The sequence below is a fragment of the Luedemannella flava genome, from assembly GCF_039528515.1.
GTDB lineage: Bacteria > Actinomycetota > Actinomycetes > Mycobacteriales > Micromonosporaceae > Luedemannella > Luedemannella flava.
On the sequence record NZ_BAAALT010000022.1, the window covers coordinates 42,924 to 68,024 of the forward strand.

General features: G+C 69.8%; 22 protein-coding genes and 1 tRNA gene. 7 read left to right on the forward strand and 16 right to left on the reverse strand.

Annotated elements, in window-relative coordinates; all coding sequences use genetic code 11:
• Window positions 1–215 precede the first annotated feature (215 nt).
• The gene (locus tag ABD211_RS05245; RefSeq protein WP_344126784.1) at window positions 216–1,259 is read left to right on the forward strand and encodes a LacI family DNA-binding transcriptional regulator; all 1,044 of its coding nucleotides are present in this window, start codon (window positions 216–218) and stop codon (window positions 1,257–1,259) included.
• A gap of 71 nt (window positions 1,260–1,330) precedes the next feature.
• Here the strand turns inward: ABD211_RS05245 and ABD211_RS05250 are convergent, their stop codons facing one another.
• On the reverse strand, window positions 1,331–2,098 hold the full coding sequence (locus ABD211_RS05250; protein ID WP_344126786.1) for an SUKH-4 family immunity protein: 768 nt from the start codon (window positions 2,096–2,098) through the stop codon (window positions 1,331–1,333).
• A 406-nt stretch (window positions 2,099–2,504) separates the two neighbouring features.
• On the opposite strand from ABD211_RS05250, the gene ABD211_RS05255 reads away from it, so the two are divergent.
• The gene (locus tag ABD211_RS05255) at window positions 2,505–2,993 is read left to right on the forward strand and encodes a tyrosine-type recombinase/integrase (protein ID WP_344126788.1); all 489 of its coding nucleotides are present in this window, start codon (window positions 2,505–2,507) and stop codon (window positions 2,991–2,993) included.
• Window positions 2,994–3,693: 700 nt separating this feature from the next.
• Here the strand turns inward: ABD211_RS05255 and ABD211_RS05260 are convergent.
• The 6 genes from ABD211_RS05260 to ABD211_RS05285 all read right to left on the reverse strand — a co-directional run bounded on the left by ABD211_RS05260 (window position 3,694) and on the right by ABD211_RS05285 (window position 11,483).
• Entirely contained in the window at window positions 3,694–4,692 is a 999-nt protein-coding gene (locus tag ABD211_RS05260; RefSeq protein ID WP_344126790.1) for an RHS repeat-associated core domain-containing protein, read from the reverse strand.
• 511 nt (window positions 4,693–5,203) lie between these two features.
• Complete coding sequence (locus ABD211_RS05265) at window positions 5,204–5,455, reverse strand: hypothetical protein (RefSeq protein WP_344126792.1); 252 nt, start codon at window positions 5,453–5,455, stop codon at window positions 5,204–5,206.
• A 69-nt stretch (window positions 5,456–5,524) separates the two neighbouring features.
• Window positions 5,525–6,693 (reverse strand): IS3 family transposase gene (locus ABD211_RS05270; RefSeq protein ID WP_344126794.1). Its coding sequence is split into 2 segments (ribosomal slippage): window positions 5,525–6,441 and window positions 6,441–6,693, totalling 1,170 coding nucleotides; the frame shifts between segments, so codons are not numbered across the junction.
• 541 nt (window positions 6,694–7,234) lie between these two features.
• A tRNA-Met gene (locus ABD211_RS05275) sits at window positions 7,235–7,308 on the reverse strand.
• 114 nt (window positions 7,309–7,422) lie between these two features.
• Window positions 7,423–10,386, reverse strand: coding sequence for a UPF0182 family membrane protein (locus tag ABD211_RS05280; protein ID WP_344126823.1), 2,964 nt, complete (start codon window positions 10,384–10,386; stop codon window positions 7,423–7,425).
• An 80-nt stretch (window positions 10,387–10,466) separates the two neighbouring features.
• On the reverse strand, window positions 10,467–11,483 hold the full coding sequence (locus tag ABD211_RS05285; RefSeq protein WP_344126796.1) for a YlbL family protein: 1,017 nt from the start codon (window positions 11,481–11,483) through the stop codon (window positions 10,467–10,469).
• Between the two features lie 172 nt (window positions 11,484–11,655).
• Between ABD211_RS05285 and ABD211_RS05290 the strand changes: the two genes are divergently transcribed.
• Window positions 11,656–12,945 carry a zinc-dependent metalloprotease gene (locus ABD211_RS05290; RefSeq protein WP_344126798.1) on the forward strand — a complete coding sequence of 430 codons (1,290 nt, stop codon included), beginning with the start codon at window positions 11,656–11,658 and terminating at the stop codon, window positions 12,943–12,945.
• Window positions 12,946–13,164: 219 nt separating this feature from the next.
• Here the strand turns inward: ABD211_RS05290 and ABD211_RS05295 are convergent, their stop codons facing one another.
• Both ABD211_RS05295 and ABD211_RS05300 read right to left on the reverse strand, forming a co-directional pair.
• Window positions 13,165–13,842 carry a hypothetical protein gene (locus tag ABD211_RS05295; protein WP_344126800.1) on the reverse strand — a complete coding sequence of 226 codons (678 nt, stop codon included), beginning with the start codon at window positions 13,840–13,842 and terminating at the stop codon, window positions 13,165–13,167.
• 78 nt (window positions 13,843–13,920) lie between these two features.
• Window positions 13,921–14,454: a M48 metallopeptidase family protein gene (locus tag ABD211_RS05300; RefSeq protein ID WP_344126825.1), complete on the reverse strand. Its 534-nt coding sequence runs from the start codon at window positions 14,452–14,454 to the stop codon at window positions 13,921–13,923.
• Between the two features lie 233 nt (window positions 14,455–14,687).
• On the opposite strand from ABD211_RS05300, the gene ABD211_RS05305 reads away from it, so the two are divergent.
• The 3 genes from ABD211_RS05305 (at window position 14,688) to ABD211_RS05315 (ending at window position 17,392) form a co-directional block, all read left to right on the forward strand.
• A complete protein-coding gene (locus tag ABD211_RS05305) occupies window positions 14,688–14,849 on the forward strand; it encodes a DUF5679 domain-containing protein (RefSeq protein WP_344087548.1) in 162 nt (53 codons plus the stop codon).
• Window positions 14,850–14,974: 125 nt separating this feature from the next.
• On the forward strand, window positions 14,975–16,042 hold the full coding sequence (locus tag ABD211_RS05310) for a hypothetical protein (RefSeq protein ID WP_344126802.1): 1,068 nt from the start codon (window positions 14,975–14,977) through the stop codon (window positions 16,040–16,042).
• A gap of 15 nt (window positions 16,043–16,057) precedes the next feature.
• Window positions 16,058–17,392, forward strand: a complete 1,335-nt coding sequence (locus ABD211_RS05315; RefSeq protein ID WP_344126804.1) for an ABC1 kinase family protein — start codon at window positions 16,058–16,060, stop codon at window positions 17,390–17,392.
• A 180-nt stretch (window positions 17,393–17,572) separates the two neighbouring features.
• Here ABD211_RS05315 and ABD211_RS05320 read toward each other — a convergent pair whose 3' ends face one another.
• The 4 genes from ABD211_RS05320 to ABD211_RS05335 all read right to left on the reverse strand — a co-directional run bounded on the left by ABD211_RS05320 (window position 17,573) and on the right by ABD211_RS05335 (window position 20,995).
• A complete protein-coding gene (locus ABD211_RS05320; RefSeq protein ID WP_344126807.1) occupies window positions 17,573–17,701 on the reverse strand; it encodes a hypothetical protein in 129 nt (42 codons plus the stop codon).
• Window positions 17,702–17,844: 143 nt separating this feature from the next.
• Window positions 17,845–18,216 (reverse strand): WhiB family transcriptional regulator, encoded by a 372-nt coding sequence (locus ABD211_RS05325; protein WP_344126810.1) that lies wholly within the window; start codon window positions 18,214–18,216, stop codon window positions 17,845–17,847.
• A 115-nt stretch (window positions 18,217–18,331) separates the two neighbouring features.
• The gene (locus ABD211_RS05330; protein WP_344126812.1) at window positions 18,332–18,634 is read right to left on the reverse strand and encodes a hypothetical protein; all 303 of its coding nucleotides are present in this window, start codon (window positions 18,632–18,634) and stop codon (window positions 18,332–18,334) included.
• Between the two features lie 216 nt (window positions 18,635–18,850).
• Entirely contained in the window at window positions 18,851–20,995 is a 2,145-nt protein-coding gene (locus ABD211_RS05335) for an ATP-dependent DNA helicase UvrD2 (RefSeq protein WP_344126814.1), read from the reverse strand.
• Between the two features lie 94 nt (window positions 20,996–21,089).
• Between ABD211_RS05335 and ABD211_RS05340 the strand changes: the two genes are divergently transcribed.
• The gene (locus tag ABD211_RS05340) at window positions 21,090–21,329 is read left to right on the forward strand and encodes a mycoredoxin (protein WP_344126815.1); all 240 of its coding nucleotides are present in this window, start codon (window positions 21,090–21,092) and stop codon (window positions 21,327–21,329) included.
• On the opposite strand, the gene nudC is transcribed toward ABD211_RS05340, so the two are convergent.
• Genes nudC through ABD211_RS05355 form a run of 3 tightly spaced genes read right to left on the reverse strand, consistent with a single transcriptional unit; the run spans window position 21,326 to window position 24,955 of the window.
• Window positions 21,326–22,276 carry an NAD(+) diphosphatase gene (nudC, locus tag ABD211_RS05345; protein WP_344126816.1) on the reverse strand — a complete coding sequence of 317 codons (951 nt, stop codon included), beginning with the start codon at window positions 22,274–22,276 and terminating at the stop codon, window positions 21,326–21,328. The two genes, ABD211_RS05340 and nudC, sit on opposite strands and share 4 nt — an antisense overlap.
• Entirely contained in the window at window positions 22,263–23,609 is a 1,347-nt protein-coding gene (locus tag ABD211_RS05350) for a M16 family metallopeptidase (protein ID WP_344126817.1), read from the reverse strand. The genes nudC and ABD211_RS05350 overlap by 14 nt, the downstream gene beginning before the upstream one ends.
• 2 nt (window positions 23,610–23,611) lie before the next feature.
• The gene (locus ABD211_RS05355) at window positions 23,612–24,955 is read right to left on the reverse strand and encodes a M16 family metallopeptidase (protein ID WP_425560348.1); all 1,344 of its coding nucleotides are present in this window, start codon (window positions 24,953–24,955) and stop codon (window positions 23,612–23,614) included.
• Window positions 24,956–25,101 lie beyond the last annotated feature (146 nt).

Below are 25,101 nucleotides of genomic sequence, written 5' to 3' on the forward strand. Positions count from 1 at the left end.
TGCCGCGTCGGTGGGCGCGGTCCCCGCGGCCACCGACGCCACGGTGATCCGACGAGCTGAAGGACTTCCTGTGGCCCTCCCACACAACGGACGCGCGCACGGCTTTACCAGCGGAAGCGGCCACGCAGTCGATCGAGCAAAATTCGCCCGAAAACCTGCGATAGACTTCGGCGCCTGCCCGCCCTGCCACACTGATCCCGGCACAGGAGGTGTCTGTGGCCGTCGACGCGCCGCGACCCATCCGGCGTGCCGGCATCCGGCAGGTGGCCGACCTGGCGGGGGTGTCCGAGTCCACCGTGAGCAACGTCCTCAACAATCCGCACATCGTCGCACCAGCAACCCGCGAGCGCGTCGAACGCGCGATGAACGACGTCGGATTCGTCCGCAACCGGGCCGCCCGCCAGCTGCGGGGAGCGCCCAGCTCCGTGATCGGCTGCGTGCTCCTCGACACCGCCAACACCTTCTTCGCCGAGGTGGCCCGCGGCATCGAGGACCGTCTCGCCGAGGCCGACTGCATGCACCTGCTGTGCAGCTCCGACGTGCAGCCCGAACGCGAACGCCGCTACCTGCATATGCTCGAGGAACACGGCGTGCGGGGCATCATCGTCAACCCCGTCCGCCAGGACCTCACCCCGCTCATCGAGTTGAGCCGACGCGGCGTCCCGGTGGTCCTTCTGGATCACCCGCCCGACGGCGCACCCCTGTGCGCGGTAACCGTGGACAACGCACTCGGCGGGCAACGCGCCGCCGAGCACCTGCTCGCCCTCGGCCACACACGTATCGCCTTCCTGCGAACCGCGGAGGCAGTCAACGCCACCGTCCAACGCCAGGCCGGCGCACGGCACGCATGCCTCACCGCCGGTCTCGACCCCGACGGCGCCCTGATCGACCTACCCGTGAGCCGACCTACGTCCAGTGGCGCCACCGAAGCCGCCGTAACCCAGCTACTCCACCAAGACCCGCGGCCCACCGCCATCATCTGCTTCAACGACGTCGCCGCCGTCCGCGTGCTGCGCGGCCTACGCCGCGCCGGCATCCGCGTGCCTGAGGACATGTCCGTCGTCGGCTACGACGACGTCGACTTCGCGTCAGAACTGTCACCCGCGCTCACCACCGTGCGCCAGCCCCGCCACGAACTCGGCCGCGCCGCCGTCGACCTGCTCCTCGCCGAACACGACCACGGCCACACCCACCGCGAACTGGTCTTCCGACCGGACCTGATCCTGCGGCAGTCCACCGCACCGCCGCGACCGGCCTAAACCGCCTTCTCTCGCGTAGGGAAGTCGCGAAGCTCTCCTTATGGGCTATCGCGACATGAGCTACCAGGCGCTTACACCATGTCCATCTCCTCGACGTAGCCCGTCCACCAGGCTGTCGGCCCAAGGGCGAGCTCGTCAATCGACCGCAGATGCGCCCTTACCCGGTCTCGCTCAGAGACGATCAGATCCTCATCACCGTCTTCAAGCACCCGGAAGTAGGTCTCCATGGACTGGAGATAGTCCAGGAACGTCGTGACGTCGCGGTTGACATAGAAGCCGACCGGACCCGAGTCCTCACCATTCGTGAAGGGGCAGACGACGCGTTCGGTCGCCAGCTCAATGCAGATGTCACACTGCCCGTGGGCACCCACTCCCAGGCGGAGATACCGCGACCCCGTTGAGGACTCGAGCAGCATGGGCTCGCGGGCACCGAACATCACGCCACCGCCCATCTCCCTGGGCATCCCGATCTGCCGCAGGGTCGCGTTCGTCCCGGGTGACAGCATCAGACCCGCGAGCACGCCTGGAGCTGGAAACAGTAGTTCCGCATCGGCCCACAGAGCCCGCACTGCGGCGTAAAGCTCGGTCAACTGACCCATCACAAACCTCAGATACTCTCCCCGGACCTGTTTACCTCGCCCCCGTGACTCCGCGTCACCGTACTCGAAGGAGTACGTGACCTTCGCGTGCTGATTGCCGACCGCGTCAGAGCCTGTCTCACATGACGTCGGCCTGTCGATCTTGGAGCTAGGGCCTGTGTCGAAGTACCCGACTCCGAGGTCACGGGCCCCAGTGGTCAACATCATCGTTTCGTGTACCAGGGTGTAGCCCAGCTCCACTCCGGGACACGAATCGCGATCAACGAGCGCGCACCCTGCACTTTCGCCCACCAAACGCCGATCAAGAGCCAGGTACAGCGCCTCCCGACCAGCCAACCACGGGCACTGCCACCTCGACTTCGAGACAGCCCGCGATTAGCTCCAAGATCGGTTGTGAGTGTGGATTGTGGATCGCGGTGGTCACCCCCCGCGACGGATCTCGTCCACGGTCCAGCTACCGCGGCCGCCAGCTGAGCGAACCTGGCCAGGTGGCCTGCCGCGGCAAACTCCGTGGTGCACAAAAAGTGCGACACAGGTTCCGCATTCGTTCAGCGACGCGAGGCGGCCACATGACGGTCCCGTGCCGAGGGGTTTCGGGGATGGTTCACAACCAGATAGATGAAAGCGAACCCTGGAGGACACGCGCGTGGTGGTCGACGGCAAGGCTCAGGACTCGGACGGGAAGACCGACAGCAGCTTCTCTCGCCCGATCTCGCTCGACCCGGTGACGGTGGCGTACCTGCGGCGGCACCTGGCGATGCTCCGCCAGGAGCGGAAGGAGTTCGGCGACAGCTACCAGGACCACGGCAAGCTGTTCTGCCACCCGGACGGCCGGCTGATCCATCCGGACACGATCACGCGCCGGTTCAACCGGCTGGTGGACCGCGCGGGCGTGCCACGGATCAGGCTGCACGACGTCCGGCACACGTACGCCACGGTGACGCTCGATAACGGCGAGGACCTGAAGGTGGTCAGTGACCGCCTCGGGCACGCCAACATGAACGTCACCGCGCAGATCTACACGCACAGATCGGTGGGCAGGGACCGCGACGCGGCCACCCGGATCGCCGATCTGATCTTCGGCGAGGACTGGCATGCGCCCGAGACGCCGGAGGAGGACGAGGAAGCCGCGTAAGGACCCGCGCTGGCTTCACTTCTGGCTTCACTAGGCATGAAAACGCCCCCTCAGATGATCTCTGAGGGGGCGTTTCTCCTAGTAGCGGGGCTAGGATTTGAACCTAGGACCTCTGGATCCTTGGATGAAGATCGCCGCCATCGACAGCCTGGCAAATTGCACTGAAGTGTGCCTGAGCTGCGCCGAAGGAGAGCTTCAAAGATCCGTCTTGCATTGGATGGGTCGCGCTCAGGGCATTTCCGAGGGGTAAGCGAGGGCTCGCTCTTGCGGCCACCGACTTGGTGATGTCGCCGTCGGCGGCGCGTCCGGCCAACTCCTTGATCAGCGCGCCGACCTGGGCGATCAGTCGCCCCGCAGGCGGCGTCAGAAAAGTGGCGCACACGCCGGCCTGAAGTTGCCCCGGTAGCCCGAACAACCTGTCGGGCCACCGGGGCACTTCAACACTATTTCAGATCGTGGTCGCCCAACCGCTGGCTTCGGTTCGCTTCCGTACGATCACTGTTCCGCCGATGCAACAGTCGCTCAATAGTGGGAGACGTGAATATTGCCACTGCACCGAGTGCCCAATAAATCCCGGAGATCAAATGATTGCCCCCGCCGAACAGAAATACGCAAACCTCGACGACAACACCCACCGCAAACACGACCGGAACAATTGAGCCAACCTTCAGCGGTCTCCCCACCATATCCTCTATCCACCTCACAGGAACAAGCAGCCGAGATCCATAACCGCCAGGATGACGCTGGCCATTCCAGCAAAACGGCGCAGCGCAATACGCTTCTTGTGACCCATATTAACCATCGACCAAGTACTCCCCGACTTGACCATCTTGCTCGCCTTGCCTTGCTGCCACTTCACCCATCCGCCGGTGGCAGCGCCAACAGGAACGGTGTACGCAGCCGACTTGCCGCAGAAGTTTCGATATGTGGCGGATATGACGCCCGGAAGACTCCGGATACCCCAGCTGAGCTTAATGTATCCACGGGCCCACTTTGGCGCAGCAGCCTTGGCCGCTATTTGAACGCATTTTTTGAACCCAAGGACCAGGAAGCCCTTCAAGCCCATATGCGCACAACGCCCGTCGAGATCAAACTTGTTGGCAGGATCCTGACAGGCGTAGTCGTACGCGTTGCAGCTACCCCCAAAGACGGGGTCCACCTGTAGAAACCTGCCCAGGGCCGTGGCGTAGAGCCGGACTCCCATGAGAACGACGCCCGACGGGGTATCGGCCGCTCGCTGCTTTTCCCCCAGCCATCCGTAGCGCTGGGCCCCAACGTCATCGTTATTCCGCGGCTGGCCGTACTCGGTCGTCTCACCGACGGTGGCGGGCACAAGATCAGCGTTCTCCATGGTGGCGACGATGTCGCTATGAAGGTTTGACAGCTGCCATCCGATGCTTGAGGTTCCGTTGGTCGCAACAATTGCTGCCATACCACCGAGGCCATCAACGGACCGGGTCGTTACTCCGCCTGACTCATTTGTCCAGGCCGGGCTGTCCGTGTCGTCCGCGTAGTGATGGATTCTTGTCGTCGTGGTGCTTCCATCGCTGTCGGTCCAGTTGCGAACCCTGTCGCCGTTCCCGTCCAAGGTATAGGTGGTCGTCCTGCCGGCCTGGCTCAGCGAGCGGACGAGGTCTGTCACGTGGTATGTCACGGACAGGTCGCCGCCCGCGGAAGAACCGGTGGATGCGGCTGGCACGGTGGTAGCCCTGCTGAGAATGTCGTGGACGAACCCGCTCGCCGTGATCCGATCGGCGGTGTCGTACGACGTCGTTGTCGTGGTTCCCGTTGACGTCTGGCAGCCGCCATCAGACGCGGCGGCGTAAGTCGTGAGGCTCGTGCGGTCGCCGGCGGAATTGAACCCGTAGACCCGGACCGCTGGGCGTTCTCCTCGTACAGGGTGCAATCGGTCTGACCGCATCCGACCATGGTGTAAGTCAACCCGCTCGGGTCACCCGTCTCATCGTGGGCCGTGGCGACAACAACGCCGTTCGGCCACGTCTGGGAGATCAACGCCCCGTTGGAGTCATAGACACCCGATGAGAAGGTGCCTACCTGGGAGTCCGCTACCGAGGTCACGAGACCGCGTCGCTCCGATCCACCGTCATAGGTGTAAGTGCGGGTGCCCTTGCCATCGTCTGAGGTGGCGACTCGACCGGCCAGGTCGTACGTCGTCGTCGCTGTGCTGCCGTCGGCATCGGTGTATGAGGTCATCCGGCCCAGGTGTCGTATGTTCGCACGACTTCCGCTGTCACGCTGCCGCCGGACACGGTCTGGGTTCGAGTGGCAACACCACTGGCCGCGTCGTACACCGTCCTGCGGGTTGGCACTGAGGTACCGGTGCCGGACGCGCCAGCGACGTCGACGGTGTAGATCCGTCCGGCGCCGTCGTAGGCGGTGGTTGTGGTGCGCAGGGTGCCTGCGGAGGTCTTCTCGACAAGCGTTCTCATCTGGTTGAACATGTCGTATGTGGTGACAGCGACAGGCAGTTTGGTGTGCCCCGGCAATTCCGGACAGCTGAATTTGTGGATTTAGGCTGCTTGCTGCCGGTTGAGGTACTCGTCGTGGACTTCCTGGGGTGTCCGGTATCCGAGTCCTGAGTGGATTCGCCGGTTATTGCGGTGGAACTCGATGTAGCGGGTCACGTCCGTGACGGCGTGTCGCTTCGTTGGGTAGACGGTGCGGTGCACACGCTCGTTCTTCAACGCGGCGTTGAACGACTCGGCGAGGGCGTTGTCCCAGCACACACCGGTCCGCCCGACGGAGGGCCGCACGTTGAGACGTGCCAACTGTGCACGGAACTGGGCCGAGGTGTACTGGCAGCCGCGATCGGAATGGAAGATCGCCTGCGGGGCCAGGGTGATCCGTTGCGCGGCCATCGTGATCGCGTCGCAGACCAGCGACGCGTTCAGGTGACCTGCGATGGCGTAGCCGGCCACCATCTTGGTGTGACAGTCGATGACGGTGGCGAGGTAGACGAACCCCTGCCACGTCGCGATGTAGGTGATGTCACCGACGAGCTTGACGCCCGGCGCCTGCGCGGTGAAGTCGCGCCTGACGAGGTCGGGTGTGGTCGGCGCGTCGGGGTCGGGCACCGTGGTCAGGCGCCATGGGCGTGGCTGGCAGGCGATGAGGTTGTGCTCGCGCACGATGTCGCGGACCAGTTCCGGGCCGCACTCGACGCCGCGGCGGCGTAGTTCGTGCCACACCCGCCGGTAACCGTAGGTCTCGTCGAGGTCGGCGAACACCTCACGGACCTGTTGCGCGAGAACGGTTCTGCGCTCAACGGTCGCCGACGCCGGCCGGTTGCGCCATTCGTAGTAGCCGGCCCGTGACACGGCCGCCCAGGCGCACATCTTCACGACCGGGTAGTGGGCCTTCTCGCCGTCGATGAACTCGTACTTGCTGCTCACCGGTACTCCTGGGCGAAGAAGGCCGCCGCTTTTCCCAGGAACTCGTTGCGCATCCGCAGTTCCCGGTTCTCCTTCTCCAGCTCACGCAGGCGGGCCCGTTCGCTGAGCGTCAGCGGCGCCTCGTCGACCGGATGCTGGCGCCGGTAGGTGTTGACCCAGTTGCCCAGGGTGCCCTCGTTGATGCCCAACTCCCGGGCGACCTGCGCGATCGGACGCGACGTCTCGATCACCATCTTCACCGCCTCGTCCCGGTACGCCGACGTGAAATTCTTCTTCGCTCGTGCCATCTGATTCCTCCGAAAGATCAACGACCCGATTTAGGGGTCGTTGTCCGGAATCTTCAGGGCACTTCAGTTCGGGGCCGCTGGCCGCTTGACCGCCGGGTTGCGTCCGGCAGACGAGGTTGGCCCACTCGGGGTGGCTGTCGCACTCGCTGTAGCCGGATCCGGTGCCCGCCCGGTAGTAGACGTACTGTCGGGTGGCCGGCGTGTTGGTGCTGGTGCCGCCGGCTGGCGCGGTGGTTGACGTGGTGAGTCCGGTCGTGGAGTCGTATGTGGTGCGGGTGGCCAGGGCCAGCCCGGAGGGGTCGACTGTGGAGATGTTCGGCTGGCGGAGCGTCCAGTCGTACCCGGTCGTGGTGGTACGGGCGTCGGCATCGGTCAGGATGCCGGGGACAAGGAAGCGGCCTAGCGGGCCACGCTGGCTTCGGTCTGGACGCGAACCTGACTGTAGATCGCATAAGCCGGGGGTTTTCGGGGGGCGGTTCAAAACCAGATCGATAAAAGCGAAAGCCCTGACCAGCAAATGCTGGTCAGGGCTTTCATTTTGTAGCGGGGCTAGGATTTGAACCTAGGACCTCTGGGTTATGAGCCCAGCGAGCTACCGAGCTGCTCCACCCCGCGTCGCCTCGGAAACACTAGCTCATGAACCCCCGGAACCGCAAAGAGGATGACGGGGGCCACATAAAGATCGCCCGGCGGAGTGATCCGCCGGGCGATCTGTCGCCGTTTGACCGGTTACCGCGTGGGGGTTCCGCCGCCCGCCGCCGCCTGGGCCGCCTCGAACTCCTTGATGGCGGCGTCCAGTTCGCTGAGCGCCTTGCCGTACTCCTCGAAGTTGCCTGACTGCTGGGCGGCCTTCAGCTTCTGGATCGCGGTGTTCATCTTGGCCGTCGCCTCCGCCAGGTTGCCTGACGGCGGCGTGGCGGGGGCCGTGGGCGTCGTCGGCGGCGTGGTCGGGGTTGTCGGCGTCGTCGGGGTGGTCGGCGTCGTGGGCGTCGTCGGGGCGGTGGTGTCTCCCTTGACCAGCTGCGCGAGCGCCTGGTCGAGGGTGTCCGCGTAGCCGAGCTTGTCGCCGTAGCTGACGAGCACCTTCTTCAGCAGCGGGAAGGAGTTGCTCACGTTGCTCTTCAGGTACACCGGCTGGACGTAGAGCATGCCGCCGCCGTACGGGAGGGAGAGCAGGTTGCCGTAGACCAGTTGGGACTGGCTGCCCGTGCCCTGGAGCTGGTTGAGCGAGGTGCGGGTGTTGGGGTCGTTGGCCATGTTCTGCTGGGCCTGCCCGGGGCCGGGGATGCGGTTCTCCCGGGGCAGTTCGAGCACCTCGAGCTGTGGCTCGCCGTTGACGTACCGGCCTGTCATGAGGGCGGCGAGGTTCTGCCGCCGGGCGGGCGTCAGCGCCGCCGTGAGCTGGAACGTCGTGGCCTCCTCGCCCGGGAACTGGGTGAGCAGGTAGTACGGCGGCTGCTTGCCGGCCGCGGTCGTCGAGCCGTGCCGTGCCGGGTCGTCCGGCACCGCCCAGAAGTCCGCTCCGGTGTTGAACTCCTTGGGGTCCTTCACGTGGAAGCGCGAGAGCAGGTCCCGCTGGACCTTGAACAGGTCCTCGGGGTAGCGGAAGTGCGCCGCCAGCTCGGCCGGGATCGCGGACTTCGGCTTGATCAGGTCGCTGCCGAACGCCTTGTTCCAGGCCTTGAGGACCGGGTCCGACTCGTCGAAGTTGTAGAGGGTCACCGTGCCGTCGTAGGCGTCGACGGTGGCCTTCACCGAGTTGCGGATGTAGTTGATGTTCTCCTTGGCCTGGGCGGCCACGCCGCCGGTGCCGGTGAGCGCGTCCGTGGTCGACTCGGCCAGGTCGGTGCGCTGGGCGTACGGGTACGTCGACGAGGTCGTGTAGCCGTCCAGGATCCAGACGATCTTCCCACCGATCACGGCCGGGTACGGGTCGCCGTCCAGGCGCAGGAACGGGGCGACCTTCTTGACGCGCTCGCGCGGGTCGCGGATGTAGAGCAGCTTGGAGTTGTCGTTGAAGACGTCCGAGAGGATGAAGTTGCCCTCGCGGTAGTGCAGCGCGTACAGCAGGCGCCGGCCGAACGAGCCGACGTCGATGCCGCCCTTGCCCTGGTACGTGTAGTGCTGCTCGCTCTCGCCGGCCGGACGGTCGAACTCGCTGTCGCCCGTCGCGCCGTCGGGCTTGCCCACCACGACGTAGTCGGTGGCGAGCTCGCCGTAGTAGACGCGCGGCTGCTGCGCCGAGATGACCTCGTTGGGCGAGGCGCAGCCCGAGCCCGTGGTCTCGCCGGTCGCCGTGGTCTGCTCGCCCAGGAAGCCGCCGGAGACGAAGAACGGCAGGCCGTTGCAGACCGTCTTGTTCGCGGGCGCGGCCACGAAACCGTACCCGTGGGTGAAGACCGTGTGCTGGTTCTGCCAGTTGGTCTGCTGGCCGGTCAGCTTGCTGTAGTTGATTTCGCGGACGCCGACGACGTAGTCCTGGGTCTTGCCGCCGATCGTGTACCGGTCGATGTCGAGCTGCTCGTTGAAGTCGTAGAACGGGCGGATCTGCTGCGCCTGCGTGAACGCGTCGGACACGACCGCCGGGTCGAGCAGCCGGATGTTGGGCACGATCGTGGTGTCGGTGGTCAGCGACGGCGGCGGCGTCAGCGTGTTCGCCGCGTACGCCTGCGTCTTCACCTTGTCGAGGCCGTACGCGGCGAGGGTGCCGTCGATCGTGCGCTTGATGTACGGCGCTTCCTTGTCGCGGATGTTCGGCTTCACCGTGAAGTACTGCACGGCCGCGGGGTAGACGCCGCCGATCGCGACCGCGGCGATGCCGAGCAGCGCCAGCGACGCGCCCGCCCACACGAGGTTGCGGCCCCGCATGTTGGAGAAGACGATGATCGCCACCGCGACGAGCACGGAGATGTAGCCGAGGATCTCCTTGGCCGGCAGCAGCGCGTTGATGTCGGTGTACCCGGCGCCCCACAGGTCGGTGCCCTCGTTGAAGTCGAGCAGCAGCGCGCGCCTGTCCAGCACGTACGCCGCGGCCTTGAGCAGCACGAAGACGGCGATGAGCGTGGTGAGGTGGACCCGCGCGGCGGTGGTCATGCGGTCGCCGGCGCCCTGCAGGCGCACCCCGCCGTAGAGGTAGTGCATGGCGAGCGAGCCGATGATGGCGAGCGTGGTCGCCGCGAAGCCGAAGTCGAGCAGGTAGCGCCAGAACGGGTAGTCGAAGACGTAGAAGCCGACGTCCACCTTGAACTGCGGGTCGGTGACCCCGAACTTGCCGCCGTTGGCGAACAGCAGCCACTGCTGCCAGTGCCCCTGCGCGGCCAGGCCGGCGAACAGGCCGACGACGCCGGCGATCAGCCCCGTCCACAGCTTGATGCGCGGCGTGAGCAGCACCCGGTAGCGGTCGAGCGCGTGCTGCTCCAACGAGTTGGCGCGCAGCAGCGGCCGCGTCCGGTAGGCGAGGTAGAGGTTGCCGAAGACGATCCCGGCCATGACCAGGCCAAAGATCAGGAACAACAGCAGACGGGTACGCAGCATGCCCGCGAACACGCTGGTGTAGCCGACCTCGCCGAACCACAACCAGTCGGTCCACAGGTTGACGATCCGGTCGGCGAACATGAAGACGAGCAGGACCACGGCCAGGACGACGATCGTGACCCGGCCGCGCCGGCTGACTCGGGGCAGGGGGCTTCGCATCACCACGGGGCAACACTACGGCGTGTCCGCTACCCCGGCCCCTCCACCACCCGTCCAGACTCGCGGGGAATTGCCCTTTCTCAGCGAGTACACAGCTGGGGTTGACCGCCCTCACGGATGGTCTTGAGCGCCGTCACCGCGTCGGTCAGTGTCGACACCTGGACGAGCGGCAGACCCTCCTGCGCGTTGGCGACCGCCTCGGCGCAGTTGGCCTTCGGGGTGAGGAACCAGGCGGCCCCGTCGCGCTTGGCGGCCACCACCTTCTGCGCCACGCCGCCGATCGGGCCTACCGCGCCCTTCTCGTCGATGGAACCCGTACCAGCAATGATCTTTCCACCGGTGAGGTCGACCGGGTCGAGCTTGTCGATGATGCCGAGGCTCAGCATGAGCCCGGCCGACGGGCCGCCGACGTCCTCCACCGGGATCTTCACGGTGAACGGGTGCGGCCGCACCAGCTTGGGCACGATGCCCACCCGCGGGTTGCCGTCCTCGCCCTTCACCGTGGCGACCTGCGCGGTGACCGGCTTGCCGTCGCGGGTGACCTCGATCGTGAGCCTGGTGCCGACGGGCTTCGCGCGGATCAGCTCGAGCAGCTTGTCGGTCGTGGTGACCGGGGTGCCGTCGATCGAGACGATGATGTCCTCCGGCTTGAGCACGCCGTCGGCCGGCGCGCCCGTGGTCACCTTGTCGACGGCGACCTTCTCGGCGAACCCGAGCTGGGCGAGCGCCGCGAGCTGGGCGCTGGACTCGGAGCGCGCGAAGTCCTCGGCGTTCTGCTTCTCGACTTCCTTCTCCGTCTTGTCCGGCGGGTAGACGAGCTCGCGCGGCACCACCGCCGAGTCGCTGTCCCACCAGCCGCGCAGGGCCTCCAGCAGGGTCAGCTGCGGGCGCACGCGGACGGTCACGAAGAGCAGCTGGCCCTCGGACTTCGAGGTCTCGGTGCCGGTGATCGAGATCACCGAGTCGTTGGCCGCGACCGTGTTGTAGGTCGGCCCCGGGTCCATCTGGACGTACGGCACGTCGGCGCTGCCCACCAGCCAGGTCAGTGCCACCACCAGCACGGCACCGACCACTACCGTCGTCGTACGTCGCTTCATGGTCAGCCAGCCTACCCAGCGCCGGCTCGCGTTTCGCCTGCGGCGTACACAGCTTGCTGCCAGGGTCGGACGGGCCTTCGACGAGTACGGTGGACGGCATGACCGAGCGCAGCGAGGGAATCGGCTGGCACCGAATCAGTCATGTCGACGCCGACCGCGGGGAGGTGGCGGCGTGACCAACCCGCCGTTCGGTTTCTCGCTCCCCGGCGGCCCGGGCGGGCCGGATCCGAACGATCCGGCCCAGATGCAGGCCATCCTCGCCCAGCTCCAGCAGCTGATGGCGGCCGGATCGGGCGGCCCGGTCAACTGGGACCTGGCCACCCAGATCGCCCAGTCGCAGCTCACCGACGACCCGGCCGTGGCCGGCCCGGCGCGCGAGGCGGCCGCCGAGGCGCTGCGGCTGGCCGACCTGTGGCTCGAGCCCCAGTCGGCCCTGCCGTCGGGCATCGGCCACATCGAGGCGTGGCGGCGGGCCGAGTGGCTCACCAAGACCCTGCCCGTGTGGAAGAAGCTGTGCGACCCGGTGGCCAAGCACATGGTCAACGCCATGAGCGACCTGGTGCCCGAGGAGATGCGCGCCCAGCTCGGCCCGATGGCCGCGATGCTGTCCTCGGTCGGCGGCGCCGTGTTCGGCAGCCAGCTCGGCACCGCCCTGGCCTCCCTGGCCGGCGAGGTCCTCTCGGCCGGCGACATCGGCCTCCCCCTCGGCCCGACCGGCACCGCGGCGCTCGTGCCCAAGAACATCAGCGAGTACGGCGAGGGTCTGGAGATCCCCGAGGACCAGATCCGGCTGTACGTCGCCCTGCGCGAGGCCGCCCACCAGCGCCTCTTCGGTCACGTCCCGTGGCTGCGCGGGCACGTCCTCGCCGCCGTCGAGGCGTACGCGGCCGGCATCAAGGTCGACCGGGAGGCGATCGAGGAGGCCATGGGCCGCATCGACCCGACCGACCCGGAGTCGATGCAGACCCTGCAGCTGGAGGGCATCTTCACGCCGGAGGAGTCGCCCGCCCAGCAGGCGGCGCTCGCCCGGCTGGAGACGATCCTGGCGCTCGTCGAGGGCTGGGTCGCGCACGTCGTGGACGCGGCCGCGGCCGGCCGACTGCCCGACGCGGTCCGCCTGGCCGAGACGTTCCGCCGCCGCCGCGCCGCCGGCGGCCCGGCCGAGCAGACGTTCGCCGCGCTGGTCGGCCTGGAGCTGCGGCCCCGCCGCCTGCGCGAGGCCACGGCCCTGTGGACGGCGCTCACCGCCGCCCGGGGCGTCGAGGGCCGCGACGGCATCTGGGCGCACCCCGACCTGCTGCCCACGGGTGACGACTTCGCCGACCCGGAGCGCTTCGCGGCCGGCACCCCCGCCGAGGACGACTTCGTCATCCCCGACGACCTCAGCGGCCTCGACCTCAACACCCCTCCCGACGACCGCTCCGACGACGACACGGAACCCGGCACCGACCCGAAGCCGTAACGGGCGGGCCTGTTGCCTGGCGCCCCGCGCTGGGAGTGGGATATTTCGGATATGTCGGGCGGGCTGTGCCGGTGGGTCGGGTTCCGCGGGAGCATGATTGCCGTTTGGGGATGCAGACCGCGCTGTAGCAGCACTGTGCATCCCCAAACGGCGATCTTCGCCGCTCAAGGTCCGTCCGGGCGGGTCGGACCGCGGCACGCGGGCTAGCGTCGCCGGCCGCTATCCGTTGAGCAGGGCCCGGGTGGCGTCCCAGCCCTCCAGGCGCGGGTCCAGGGCGGCCAGGACCTCGGGGCCACGGAGGCGGTGCCAGCCGGCCGTCGAGACGACGTCCGTGAGCTGCGGGGCGACGCGGCGGACCGTGAGCACGTCCAGGGCGTCCAACTCCGCGTCGGGCAGCCAGTCGGGGGCCGGCAGGCGGGACGCGACGCCGAGCAGGCCCGGGCCGCCGTCCACGGCCGGCGCCGCCGCGAACGGGCGCGTGGTCAGGGGGCGCAGCAGCTTGGCGATGACGAGACCGGGCAGGTCCGGCGCGTCCGCGGCGATGAGCGCGACCTGATCCGGCGCACCGCCAGCGGGCGCGGCCTGATCCAGCGGGGCCGCGGCCGACGGGGCGCCGGCCGGGTTCGGGGCCGGCGGCACGGGCGGGCCCGCCACCGCCCGCAGCAGGTCCGGCAGGCGTGGGCTCGCCGCGGCGTACCAGGGAAGTCCTGGCCAGCCGACCTCGGACCGCAACCAGACCTCGGACGCCGGCACGACGACCGCGGGTTCGACCTCGGCCATCAGGGCGAGTACGTCGAGGAGGTCCTCAGCCAGCGCGATGCGCCAGGCCACCGGGTCGATGCCGGGCGGGGTCCAGGTGGGCGGGGTGAGCACGGCGGCGGCGACGCGGCGGGTCATGTCGACGCCCCGCTTCGCGGGGCGTCGACATGACCCACACCTGACCCGATGATGCCCTCGCTGCGCTCGGTCACGGGGTCAATCCTCGCTGATGCCGAGGCCGGCCGCGGCGGACACCCCTTCCAGGTAACCCCGGGCGCGCTCGGCCTTGGGGTAGCGGGCGACGAGCGACCAGAAGCGGGCGTTGTGGAACGGGACGACCAGGTGCGACAGCTCGTGCAGGAGCACGTAGTCGAGCACCCACTCGGGGAAGTCCATGATCCGGGAGGAGATCCGGATGGTGCGGTCGGCGGGGGTGCAGGAGCCCCAGCGGCCGTGCTGGTTGTTGACCCAACGGACCGAGATCGGCGCCTGGGCGGCGCGCTGGTCGGACAGGTGCCGGTCGATCAGGCGCTGGGCGCGCTCGGCCAGATAGGTGTCGGTGCGGCGGTTGCGCTGCTCGCGGGCGTCGAGGCGGGCGAGCATCCGGTCGACCCACTCGCGCTCCTCGGCCCCGGAGAACTGGGCCGGGATGAGGACGACGACGCGCTCGCCGTCCCGGTAGGCGGACACGGTCCGTCGGCGGCGCTGGCTGCGCCGCACTTCTACGTCCGGCCGGCGTGGCACGGACACGAGGGTGCGAGCCAGCGCGGGCACCGGGGGATGAGCACCCACGTTCGGCAACCTAGCCCGCCGTGGCCTACCCTCCGCAAGGGGCAACTCTGCGATCTTGAACCTATATGAGCTGGTTAGCAGGGTTATTCGACGAAAGATTCCACCGTTCGGCCACCGGCGTGTCTCGGGCGATTTCGGGCATACCACCCCGACACTTCATGAGTTACACGAAACCGTCGGAGGAGGAGTCCGTGGCCGAGAAGGCACAGACGTACAACGGCTACTGCGTCAAGTGCAAGGAGAAGCGCGACTACGAGGGCACGGTCGAGGTGTCCAAGAGCGGCATGAAGATGGCCAAGGGCAAGTGCCCCGTGTGCGGCACGACCGTGAACCGGATTCTCGGCAAAGCCTGACGCTCACTGACCGCAGCAGTCGCTGTGGACAACTTCCCCGGAGGCTGTGGATAACTCGGGGAAGAAGTGGCTGAGGCTGTGGATAACCAGCAAAGTCACTACCGAGAGTGACACCATGACGCACCATGAGTCGCCCGACGGATCGCCGGCCCGTCCTCGTTCCTTTCCTGCGCCGTCTCTGGCGTGACCCTCATCGGCTGCAGCTCGGCACCGATCCGCGCCGCGCCGTGATGATCGAGTTCTCCGATCCGGCGGGCGTACGCGTCCTCGACCTCCTTGACGGCACCCGCACCGAGCAGGCGCTCGTCAGCGAAGCGGGCCGGCTCGGCGTGTCCGCCGACGATGCCCTCACCCTCGTCGCCGAGCTGGGCCGGCTCGGCCTCGTGGTGGACGCGCCCACCCTCGATCCCGTCGCGCTTCCCGTGCCGACCCGACGGCGGCTCGCCACCGAGGCGGCGGCCATCGCGGTCGGCGGCGCCACCCCGGCAGAGGTCCTGGGCCGGCGCTGGGCCGCCCGGGTGCGGGTGAGCGGGGCCGCCCGGCTCGGCGTCCACATCGCGTGCGTGCTCGCGAACTCGGGCGTCGGTCATCTCGATCCCGCCGTGACGGGGCAGGCCCAGCTCGCCGACGCCGGTCCGGCCGGCCTGCTGCCCACCGACGCGTACCGGCCGCGGGCCGTGGTCGCCGCCGAAGCGATCCGGCGCGGCGCGCCCGAGGTGCGCGTCCAGGCGATCCCGCCCGGAGCCGCCACCGTCGAGGTCCTCGTCGGGTTCGGCGCCCCCGTCGAGCTGGTCGCCCTGGCCCACGAGCGGCGCCGCAGCGCCCATCTGGCCGTCGCCGTGCGCGACGGCACGGTCGTCGTGGGACCGTTCGTGCTGCCCGGGCGTACGCCGTGCCTGAACTGCATCGACCTGCACCGGCGCGACCGCGACCCGGCCTGGCCGGCGCTCGCCGCCCAGCTGACCACCACCGCCGAGGCCGCCGACACCGTGGCGGTCACGACGATGCTGGTCGGGGCGGCGTACGCGGCCCGCGAGGTGACCGACCACATCGACGGCGACGAACCGGTGACCATCGGCGCCACGGTCGAGATCGCCGGGCCGGGGCGCGAGAGCCGGCGACGGTGGACCGCCCATCCGGCATGCGGATGCCTCACGGGGAACGCACGCCACACCCGCAGCGGCCCTTCTTAGTGTTCAATTGATCGGGTGACCGACATCCCCCGACGGGCGGTCAGCCGCACCGCCCGTCTCGCCTCCCTGCCACTCGGCTTCGCCGGGCGTGCGGCCTGGGGATTCGGCAAGAAGGTCACCGGCATGGCCAACGAGGTGATCACCACCGAGGTGCAGCAGCGCACCGCGGAGCACCTGTTCAAGGTGCTGGGCCAGCTCAAGGGCGGCGCCATGAAGATGGGCCAGGCGCTGTCCGTCTTCGAGGCCGCGCTCCCCGAGGAGATCGCCGGGCCGTACCGGGCCGCCCTCACCAAGCTGCAGGAGGCGGCCCCGCCGCTGCCCGCCGCGACCGTGCACAAGGTCCTCACCGAGGAGCTCGGCCCGCAGTGGCGCAAGAAGTTCAAGGAGCTCGACGACTCCCCCGCCGCGGCCGCCAGCATCGGCCAGGTCCACCGGGCCGTCTGGAAGGACGGCCGCGAGGTCGCCGTCAAGATCCAGTATCCGGGCGCCGGGCCGGCCCTCGTCGCCGATCTCAACCAGCTCGCCCGCTTCGCCGGGCTGTTCAAGGTGATCCAGCCCGGCCTCGACGTCAAGCCGCTCGTCGCCGAGCTGCGCGAACGCGTCGCCGAGGAGCTGGACTACCGGCTGGAGGCCAACACCCAGAAGGCCTTCGCCAAGGCGTACGCGGACGACGAGGAGATCTTCGTCCCCAACGTCGTCGCGTCGTCGGACAAGGTGCTGGTCACCGAATGGGTGGACGGCGTCCCGCTCGCCCAGGTCATCAACTCCGGCACGCCCGCCGACCGCGACCTCGCCGGCCTGCGCATGGCCACCCTGCACTTCTCCGCGCCCACCCGCGCGAAGCTCCTGCACGCCGACCCGCACCCCGGCAACTTCCGGCTCCTGGAGGACGCGCGGCTCGCCGTGCTCGACTTCGGCGCCGTCGCCCGCATGCCGGACGGCCACCCCGAGGCGGTCGGCCGCATCACCCGCCTCGCGCTGGAGGGTCGCGCCGGCGACGTGCTCGACGGCCTGCGCGCGGAGGGCTTCGTATCCGGCGACATCGACGTCAACCCCGAAGAGCTTCTCGAGTACGTTCGACCGCTGCTCGATCCGGTCGCCGCCGAGGAGTTCCAGTTCACCCGCGCCTGGCTGCGCGGCGAGGCGACCCGCCTGGGCAACCCCCGCGGCCCCGCCTTCCAGTTCGGCAAGCAGCTGAACCTGCCCCCCGGCTACCTGATGCTCCAACGCGTAACGATGGGCTCGATAGGCGTCCTGTGCCAACTGGAGGCGAAGGCCCCTTACCGAGCGGTCGTCCGCCGCTGGCTCCCCGGCTTCGCCTCCCCCGCCGCGGAAAGCCGCACCCACTAGCTCCCCGCGCCACCCACCCCTCCCCGCGGCAAAAGTCGACTTCTGGCGGTTATCCGAGCCCGAATAGGGTGCAGAAGTCGACTTTTGCGCGCCCGGCGGGGGGGGGGGGGGGGGGGGGGGGGGGGGGGGCGTAGGGCGGCCGGCCCACGGGAGTGGGCCGGCCGCGCATGTGTGTGTGCGTCAGAGGGAGCGGTAGAAGTTGCCCATCGCGCGGGCCTGCTCGCGGCGGGCCTGCATGGCGATGCGTCGGGCGCCGCGGGTGCCGGCGCTGGTGCGGAGAGCCTCAGAGCGGTTCTGAGGCGATCGCATTCGTACTCGGCTCAGGGCTTCGTTGATGAGATGCATGGCGGTGGCGCTCCTCGGGCGGGTCTGTGTGGAAACAGTCAGGGAATTCGGGTGGGTCATCGGGGTTCGCTCTTTCGTGATTCGCTTCGTGGCGGTACGCATGGCGGTCAGGCCACCTTGATCAGGTCGGCGGCCCGCAGGCCGCTGGCGCCGACCAGGGCCGACGTCCGGTGGGCGAGCTCGACGCGCTGCGCGGCGTCGCGGGCGACGTCCTCCTTACGGGGACGGCCACGCGGCCGCTTCCGCGGCACAACCGCGCCCCGCTCGAAGATCTCGCCACCCCAGACACCCCACGGCTCCTCGCGCTCGACCGCCCCGGCGAGGCACTCGACGCGCAGCGGGCAGCCCCCGCAGAGCGCCTTCGCGACCTCAAGGTCGGCCGGCGTGTCCGCGAACCACAGGTCCGGGTCGTACTGGCGGCACGGAAGGTCCGCACCCAGCTCGACAGTGAAGTCGAGCGTCTGTGTCGCCAGAGTCATCTCCCGGTTCACCTCTCTCTCGTCGTGATGATCTTTTGGATCGGTGGTGCAAATAAAGGAGGCCGCGGATCCCGGGTATCGGGTTCCGCGGCCTCGAGGTGAGCCGGTGGTCTGTTTAGACCGGCCTTCCTCGAGGTGGAACCCCGCCGCTGCGACGCAGCGACTTCGCCATCCCGGCGCCCATGGCGCTCGTGTTGCCCTTGCTGGTGGTGCTGATGTTGCTGGCCTGCTCATCGAGGTTGATCTTGGAAATCTCGACAAGGGTCCCCTGGTGCTGCTGCGTGAACGTCGGCGCGGTGCGGGCCCCATATCCGGAGGCGGATACGACACCCAGGGCGGCGGCGGCCGGCGCGACGGCGCCGACCGCCGAGGGAGCCGACGCCCACTGGGACAGGTTCCGGACAGCCGACGAGCCCACGGTGCAAGCGTGGGCGGAGGCCGGCACAACCTGCTTTTGGGCAGACGTCGGCGCCGACGGTCGCGTGGTCGTCCAGATCTCCACCGTCGTCACCACCTCTCTGCCTCAGCCCGCCACCGCTACCTCGGTGGACGGTCGGTTGTGCCCAGTAAGAATTTCCCAGCTCTTCGCCGGTGAGAGCAGGTTATGCCCTCCCCTCGCGGGAGGGCAACCGAATTAACTCAGGATTTCACCAACTGACTCATCGTCCTCCTGAGCAGCATCTTTTTGCAGCTCCGGGAGGAGGTCGGTCGGATTCGCGCCACCGACGAGGGCGAGCACCGCGGTCCCGTAGAGGCCCAGTTTCCGCGGACCGATGCCCGCGATGTCGATCAGTTGCGCCTCGCTCGACGGCGCCCGCTCCGCGATCGCCGTGATCGTGGCGTCGGTGAACACCACGTACGGCGGCACGTGCGACGTCGCGGCCACGCCCGCCCGCCAGGTGCGCAGCCGCTCGAACAGGTCGGAGTCCAGGCTCGACGGGCAGTCCGCGCAGCGGCCCAGCTTGCGCGCGGCGGCGTCGGTGAGGGTCGCCCCGCACACCCGGCACGGCACCGCGATCATCCGCCGCCGCGTGCCGTCCGCGTCGCGCGCCGTCCGCCGCCGCTCCCGGACAACCGGCTCAGCGGACCGTTCGACCGGCAGAAACCGCGACGGTCGTCGCTGCCGCCCGCCGGGCGCGCGGGAGGCCGCGTAGCTCAACGTCAGGAACTGCCGGGCCCGGGTGATGCCGACGTAGAGCAGCCGGCGCTCCTCCTCCAACGCCTCCGGCGTCTTCGCGTACGGGGTGGGCAGCGTGCCTTCGCTGCACCCCACCACGAACACGGCGTCCCACTCGAGGCCCTTGGCCGCGTGCAGGCTCGCCAGCGTCACGCCCTCGACCGTCGGGGCGTGCTGCATCGCCGCCCGCCGCGACAGCTCGGCGTTGAACTCCGCCAACCCGCCGACGGCGTACTCCTCGGAGAGGGTGACCAGCGCGGACAGCGCCTCCCACCGCTCGCGCACCGCCCCACCGGGCGGGGGTGTGTCCGGCTGCCAGCCGAGCGCGGACAGCGCCTCGACCACGGCCTCCCGCAACGGCGTGCCCTCGACGTACGTGCGGGTGGCCGCCCGCAGCGCCGCCATGGCCTGGCGGATCTCGACGCGCTCGAAGAACCGCTCGGCGCCCTGGACGACGTAGGGCACGCCGGCCTCGGCGAGCGCCGCCTCGTACGCCTCGGACTGGGCGTTGACCCGGAACAGGACGGCGATCTCCCGGGCCGGGGTGCCGGCCGCGACCAGTTCCGCGCAGCGGCGCGCCACGCCCGCCGCCTCCGCGGGCTCGTCGGGGTAGCCGAGGATCTGCGGCTGCGGGCCGTCGGGGCGCTGGCCCACGAGCTCCAGGCGCAGGCGCGCCTCCTCGCCGCTGGCCTGCCGGATGACCTGGTTCGCGAGCCCCACCACCTGCGGGGTGGAGCGGTAGTCCTTCACCAGCCGGACGACGGTCCCGCCGCCGCGGCGGGCGAAATTCACCAGGTACGCCGACGTGGCGCCCGTGAACGAGTAGATCGTCTGGCTGGCGTCGCCGACCACGGTCAGGTCGTCGCGCCCGCACAGCCACGCGTCGAGCAGCCGCTGCTGCACCGGGTTGACGTCCTGGTACTCGTCGACGACGAAGTGCCGGTACTGCGCGTGGATCTGCTCGGCCACGTCGGGATGCTCCTCGATCGCCCACGCGCCGGCACGCAACAGGTCCTCGAAATCGATCACCCCGGAGGAGCGCTTGACCCGCTCGTAGGCGGTGAAGACCGCCGCCACCTGGGCCGTCGACACGGGCGGCTCGCGGCCCGCCTTGGCCGCCGCGACCTCGTAGTCGCCTGGTTCCACCAGCGACGACTTCGCCCACTCGATCTCGCTGGCGAGGTCGCGGGCGAGCGTCCGGTCGGCCCTGATTCCGGCCCGCCCGGCCGCCAGGCCGATCAGCCGGGCCTTGCTCTCGACGAGCTCGGGCAGCTCCCGACCGGCGAACAGGCGCGGGGCGAAGTAGCGCAGCTGGCGCAGCGCGGCCGCGTGGAACGTGCGGGCCTGCACGCCCGGCACGCCCAGGCGGGCGAGCCGCTCGCGCATCTGCGCCGCGGCCCGCGCGGTGAATGTGACGGCCAACACATGCCGGGGCTGGATCTCCCCGGTCAGTGCCCGGTACGCCACGCGGTGGGTGATCGCGCGGGTCTTACCCGTACCGGCCCCGGCCAGGATGCACACCGGCCCGGCAGGCGCGGTCACGGCGGCCCGCTGCTCCTCGTCGAGCCCGTCGAGCACCGCCCGCACGGCATCACCGGTCACTGCGTCTCCCGCCACACCCGGGCATCATCTCAGCCTCTTCGATGTTGCCACCGATAGGCTGATCTTTCCCCTCGGCACGTAAGGAACGTCCCCCATGCTCACGATGTACTCCACCACCTGGTGCGGCTACTGCCACCGACTCAAGTCGCAGCTCGACCGGGAGGGCATCGCCTACGAGGTCATCGACATCGAGCACGACCCGGCCGCGGCCGAGTTCGTGATGAGCGTCAACGGCGGCAACCAGACCGTGCCGACGGTCCGCTTCGCCGACGGGTCCGCGCTCACGAACCCCTCGATCGTCCAGGTCAAGCAGCAGCTCGCGACCATCGGCTAGGCGAAAGCCCATTCCGAGATGAGGTAGTGGGCGATCGACGACGGCGGCGCGACCGCGAAGTCGTAGCCGGTCGCCCCGCCGAGCACCGCGCGCACGTCGGCGCGGCTGAACCAGCGGGCGTCCGCGATCTCCGTCGGGTCCAGCCGCACCGGCGCGTCCGGGTCGGCCACCGCGGAGAACCCCAGCATCAGACTTCCCGGGTACGGCCAGGCCTGGCTGCCCTCGTAGTGCAGCTCGCGGACGGCCACGCCCACCTCCTCGGCCACCTCGCGCACGACCGCCTGCTCGGCGGACTCCCCCGGCTCCACGAAGCCGGCGAGGCACGAGTAGCGCCGCGGCCCGGCCGGGGCGCCCGGCCGCGTCCAGGCCGCGTTGTGCCCGAGCAGGCACCGCCCGGCCGGGCCGGGGTCACCGTCGTGGATCAGCACGATCACGGCCGGGTCGGTGCGCGGCCAGGCGTGCGTGCCGTCCGGGTCCACCCGCACCCAGCCGCCCTCGCGGGCCTCCATGACCGCGCCGCTGCCCGGGGCGTACCGGTGGCGGGAGTGCCAGTTGTGCAGCGACACCGCCGTGATGAGCAGGCCGGCGTCCAGGTCGGACAGCTCGTGGCCGACCTCGCGCAGGCCCACCGGCGCCGCGCCGGGCACGTCCGGCAGGTCCTGCGCGACCGCGAAGTACGGCACGCCGTCGGCGTCCACGCCCAGGAACATGCGCTCGGGCAGCGCCCCGTCCGACGCCACCGGCAGCTCCGTGGAGCGCAACAGCACCAGGCGGCCCTCGGCGGCCAGCGCCCGGCCGTCCGACACCACGAGGATGCGCGCCCGGTCCCAGGCGGCCTCCAGCCACTCCGGGTCCGTGCGGTGGTGCGCGGCGCGGTCGAGCGCGGAGCGCGCCAGCGGCGGGGGCCGCCGGGCGCCCCGCGCCACCGGTGCGTCAGGCGTCGACACGCGTCTGTTCCACCGCCGCCAGGCTCGCCAGCGGGCCGGCGACCTTGTCGGCGTCGCCGAGGACCACGGTGACCGCCTTCGCCGGGGCCAGGTAGCGCGACGCCACCTCGCTCACCTCGTCCGCGGTCACCGTGGCGAGCCGCCGGGCGTGCTCGACCAGGTAGTCCAGCCGCAGGCCGAAGCCCGCGTACGCGCTGGCCAGCCCCGCCAGGCCCGACTGCGTCGACATGCCGAGCAGCAGCGAACCGAGGGCGTACTGGCGGGCCTGCTCCAGCTCCTCCGCGCCGGGCGGGAGGGTGGCCAGCCGGCCCAGCTCGTACCACGTCTCCAGCAGGGCCGGGCCGGTCACCTCGGTGGCCACGTCGGCCGACAGCAGCAGCGACGAGCCGGCGACCGAATGGTCGATCATCGAGTGCGGGCTGTACGTGTACCCCTTGTCCTCGCGGATGTTCTCCACCCACCGGGACGAGAAGTAGCCGCCGAAGATGAGGTTCGCCAGTTGCAGCGGCGCGTGGTCCGGGTGGGTACGGGTGACCGCCGGCAGCGCCAGCCGCAGCGACGACTGCACCGAGCCGGGCCGGTCCACGAGCACGACCGGGCCGGTGGTCAGCTCCGGGATCGGCGGGGTGGTGGCGTCCACGCCCACGCCCGCCCAGCCGGACAGCGCCCGCTCCGCCGCGTCCAGGGCAGCCTGCGGCGCGAGGTCGCCCACGATGACCAGCGTCGCGCCCGCCGGGTGCACCCGCGACGCGTGCAGCGTCAGCAGCCGGTCGGTGTCCACCGCGACCACGTCGGCCGGCTCGGGCGTCTGCACCGCGTACGGGTGGCCGTCGTAGATGCGGCGCAGCTGCGCGGCGCGGGCCAGGTGCGCCGGTTGGCTGCGGGCGACCTGGATCCGGTCGGCGAGCCGGGACCGCTCCGTCACCACCTCGTCCGCCGGGTACGCCGCGCCGGTGAGCACGTCGGCGGTGATCCCCAGGATCCGGTCGAGCCCGTCGACCAGGCCGTTGCCGGTGACCAGCAGCCGGTCCGGGTCGATGCCGGCCGAGAGCGCGCCGCCGACCGTCTGCAGCGCCGCCGCGATGTCCACAGTGGACATCTCGGCCGTGCCGGAGAACAGGGTCTGGCTCAGCACCGCCCCGCCGGCCAGCGCCGTCGGGTCGGGCGTCACGGCGCCGAACGGCACCCGCAGCCGCACCTCCACCAGCGGCACCGAGGCGCGCCGGATCGCGATCACGGTCAGCCCGTTGTCCAGCGTGCGCTCCGCGCTCTCCGGCAGCGCCAGCTCCCGGTTCGGCCCCAGGTCGGGCAGCGCCCGCGTCCCCGTCGCCACGCTCACCGCGTACCCCCTCCTGGTTGAACCTCGACCACCGCGCGCCGGTCGGCGACCAACGTGGCCGCCGCCGCGCGGACCTGCTCCTCCGTCACCGCGGACAGCAACCGCGGGAGCTCGCCGACCAGACCGGCGTCGCCGCGCTGCTGCTCGACCACGGCCATCCGCAGCGCCCGACCCAGCACCGCGTCGGTGTCGCGCAGCAGGTGGGTGCCCATGCGGGCGATCGTCCGGGCCAGCTCGCCCGGCTCCAGCCCGTCGTGGGCCAGCCGGTCGGCCTCCTCGGTGATCACGTTGAGGACGTTGTCGACGCCGCCGCTCGGGGCGTCGGCCGGCAGGTGGGCCTGCAGCAGGATGGCCGTCGGGTCGCGGACCTCGAACGGCTCCCCCATGAAGCCGATGTAGCCGCCCACGCTGGTCACCGACCTGTCCTTGAGCACCAGCCGCCGGACCAGTCGCGACGCGTCGCCGTCGGTGAGCACCTCCGCGAGGACGACGAACGGCAGGTACGCCTCGACGTCGGCGACCGGGTCCGGCACCCGCCACGCGGCCGCCACGGCGGGCAGCGGGGCCAGCGGATCCGTGTACGCGTTGCGGCGCTCGGTCGTGAGGTCGGGCTCGGCGAAGTCGGGGCGGGTCGGGGCCGGGCGCGCGGGCACGTCGCCGAAGTGGTCCTCGACCAGGCGCTTCGCTTCGTCCACGGCAAGGTCGCCGGAGACCGCCAGGACGGCGTTGCCGGCCGCGTAGTACTTCGCGAAGAAGTCCGCCGCGTCGCTCACGGTGGCCGACTCCAGGTCCTCGAAGCTGCCGTAGCCGTCGTGGGCGTTGGCGAACGAGTCGAACATGACCGGCGGCAGCTTCAGCCACGGGAAGCCGCCGTAGGGCCGGTTGAGGACGTTGACCCGGATCTCCTCCTTGACCACGTCGATCTGGTTGCGCAGGTTCTCCTCGGTCAGGCGAGGGCCGCGCATCCGGTCCGCCTCCAGGAACAGGGTGCGTTCCAGCGCGTTGGCCGGCAGGGTCTCGAAGTAGTCGGTGTAGTCGAGGTGGGTGGACCCGTTGAAGGTCCCGCCCGCGCCCTGGATGTGGCGGAAGTGCGCCAACTTCTCCAGGTTCTCGGAGCCCTGGAACATGAGGTGCTCGAAGAGGTGCGCGAAGCCGGTGCGCCCCTCGGGCTCGGAGCGGATACCCACGTCGTACACGACCGCCACGCCCACCACGGGCGCGGACCGGTCGGGCGAGAGCACCACCCGCAGCCCGTTGGGCAGCGTGAACCGGACCACCTCGTACGGGACAGTCGGGATGAGTGCGGCGGGAAGGTCTGAGGCAGATCGAAGACCGGACACGCCACGACCCTAACCGCTTCAGCCCCCGCATGCGCCCGCGAGGATCCCCGCAACCGCCATGTCGCCCGGTCTGGCAACTGAGCCAAAAGAAAACCCGACCCACAAAGGGGTCGGGCGGTGTATGCCCCCAGTGTTGCACGCGTCAC

Excerpts from the sequence above, each read along its gene's own strand:
- ABD211_RS05285 (WP_344126796.1), bottom strand. The coding sequence starts at position 11,483 with ATGAAGCGACGTACGACGACGGTAGTGGTCGGTGCCGTGCTGGTGGTG.
- ABD211_RS05340 (WP_344126815.1), top strand. The coding sequence starts at position 21,090 with ATGCTCACGATGTACTCCACCACCTGGTGCGGCTACTGCCACCGACTC.
- ABD211_RS05310 (WP_344126802.1), top strand. The coding sequence starts at position 14,975 with ATGAGTCGCCCGACGGATCGCCGGCCCGTCCTCGTTCCTTTCCTGCGC.
- ABD211_RS05325 (WP_344126810.1), bottom strand. The coding sequence starts at position 18,216 with ATGACTCTGGCGACACAGACGCTCGACTTCACTGTCGAGCTGGGTGCG.
- ABD211_RS05320 (WP_344126807.1), bottom strand. The coding sequence starts at position 17,701 with ATGCGATCGCCTCAGAACCGCTCTGAGGCTCTCCGCACCAGCGCCGGC.
- ABD211_RS05265 (WP_344126792.1), bottom strand. The coding sequence starts at position 5,455 with ATGTTCAACCAGATGAGAACGCTTGTCGAGAAGACCTCCGCAGGCACC.
- ABD211_RS05280 (WP_344126823.1), bottom strand. The coding sequence starts at position 10,386 with ATGCGAAGCCCCCTGCCCCGAGTCAGCCGGCGCGGCCGGGTCACGATC.
- ABD211_RS05295 (WP_344126800.1), bottom strand. The coding sequence starts at position 13,842 with ATGACCCGCCGCGTCGCCGCCGCCGTGCTCACCCCGCCCACCTGGACC.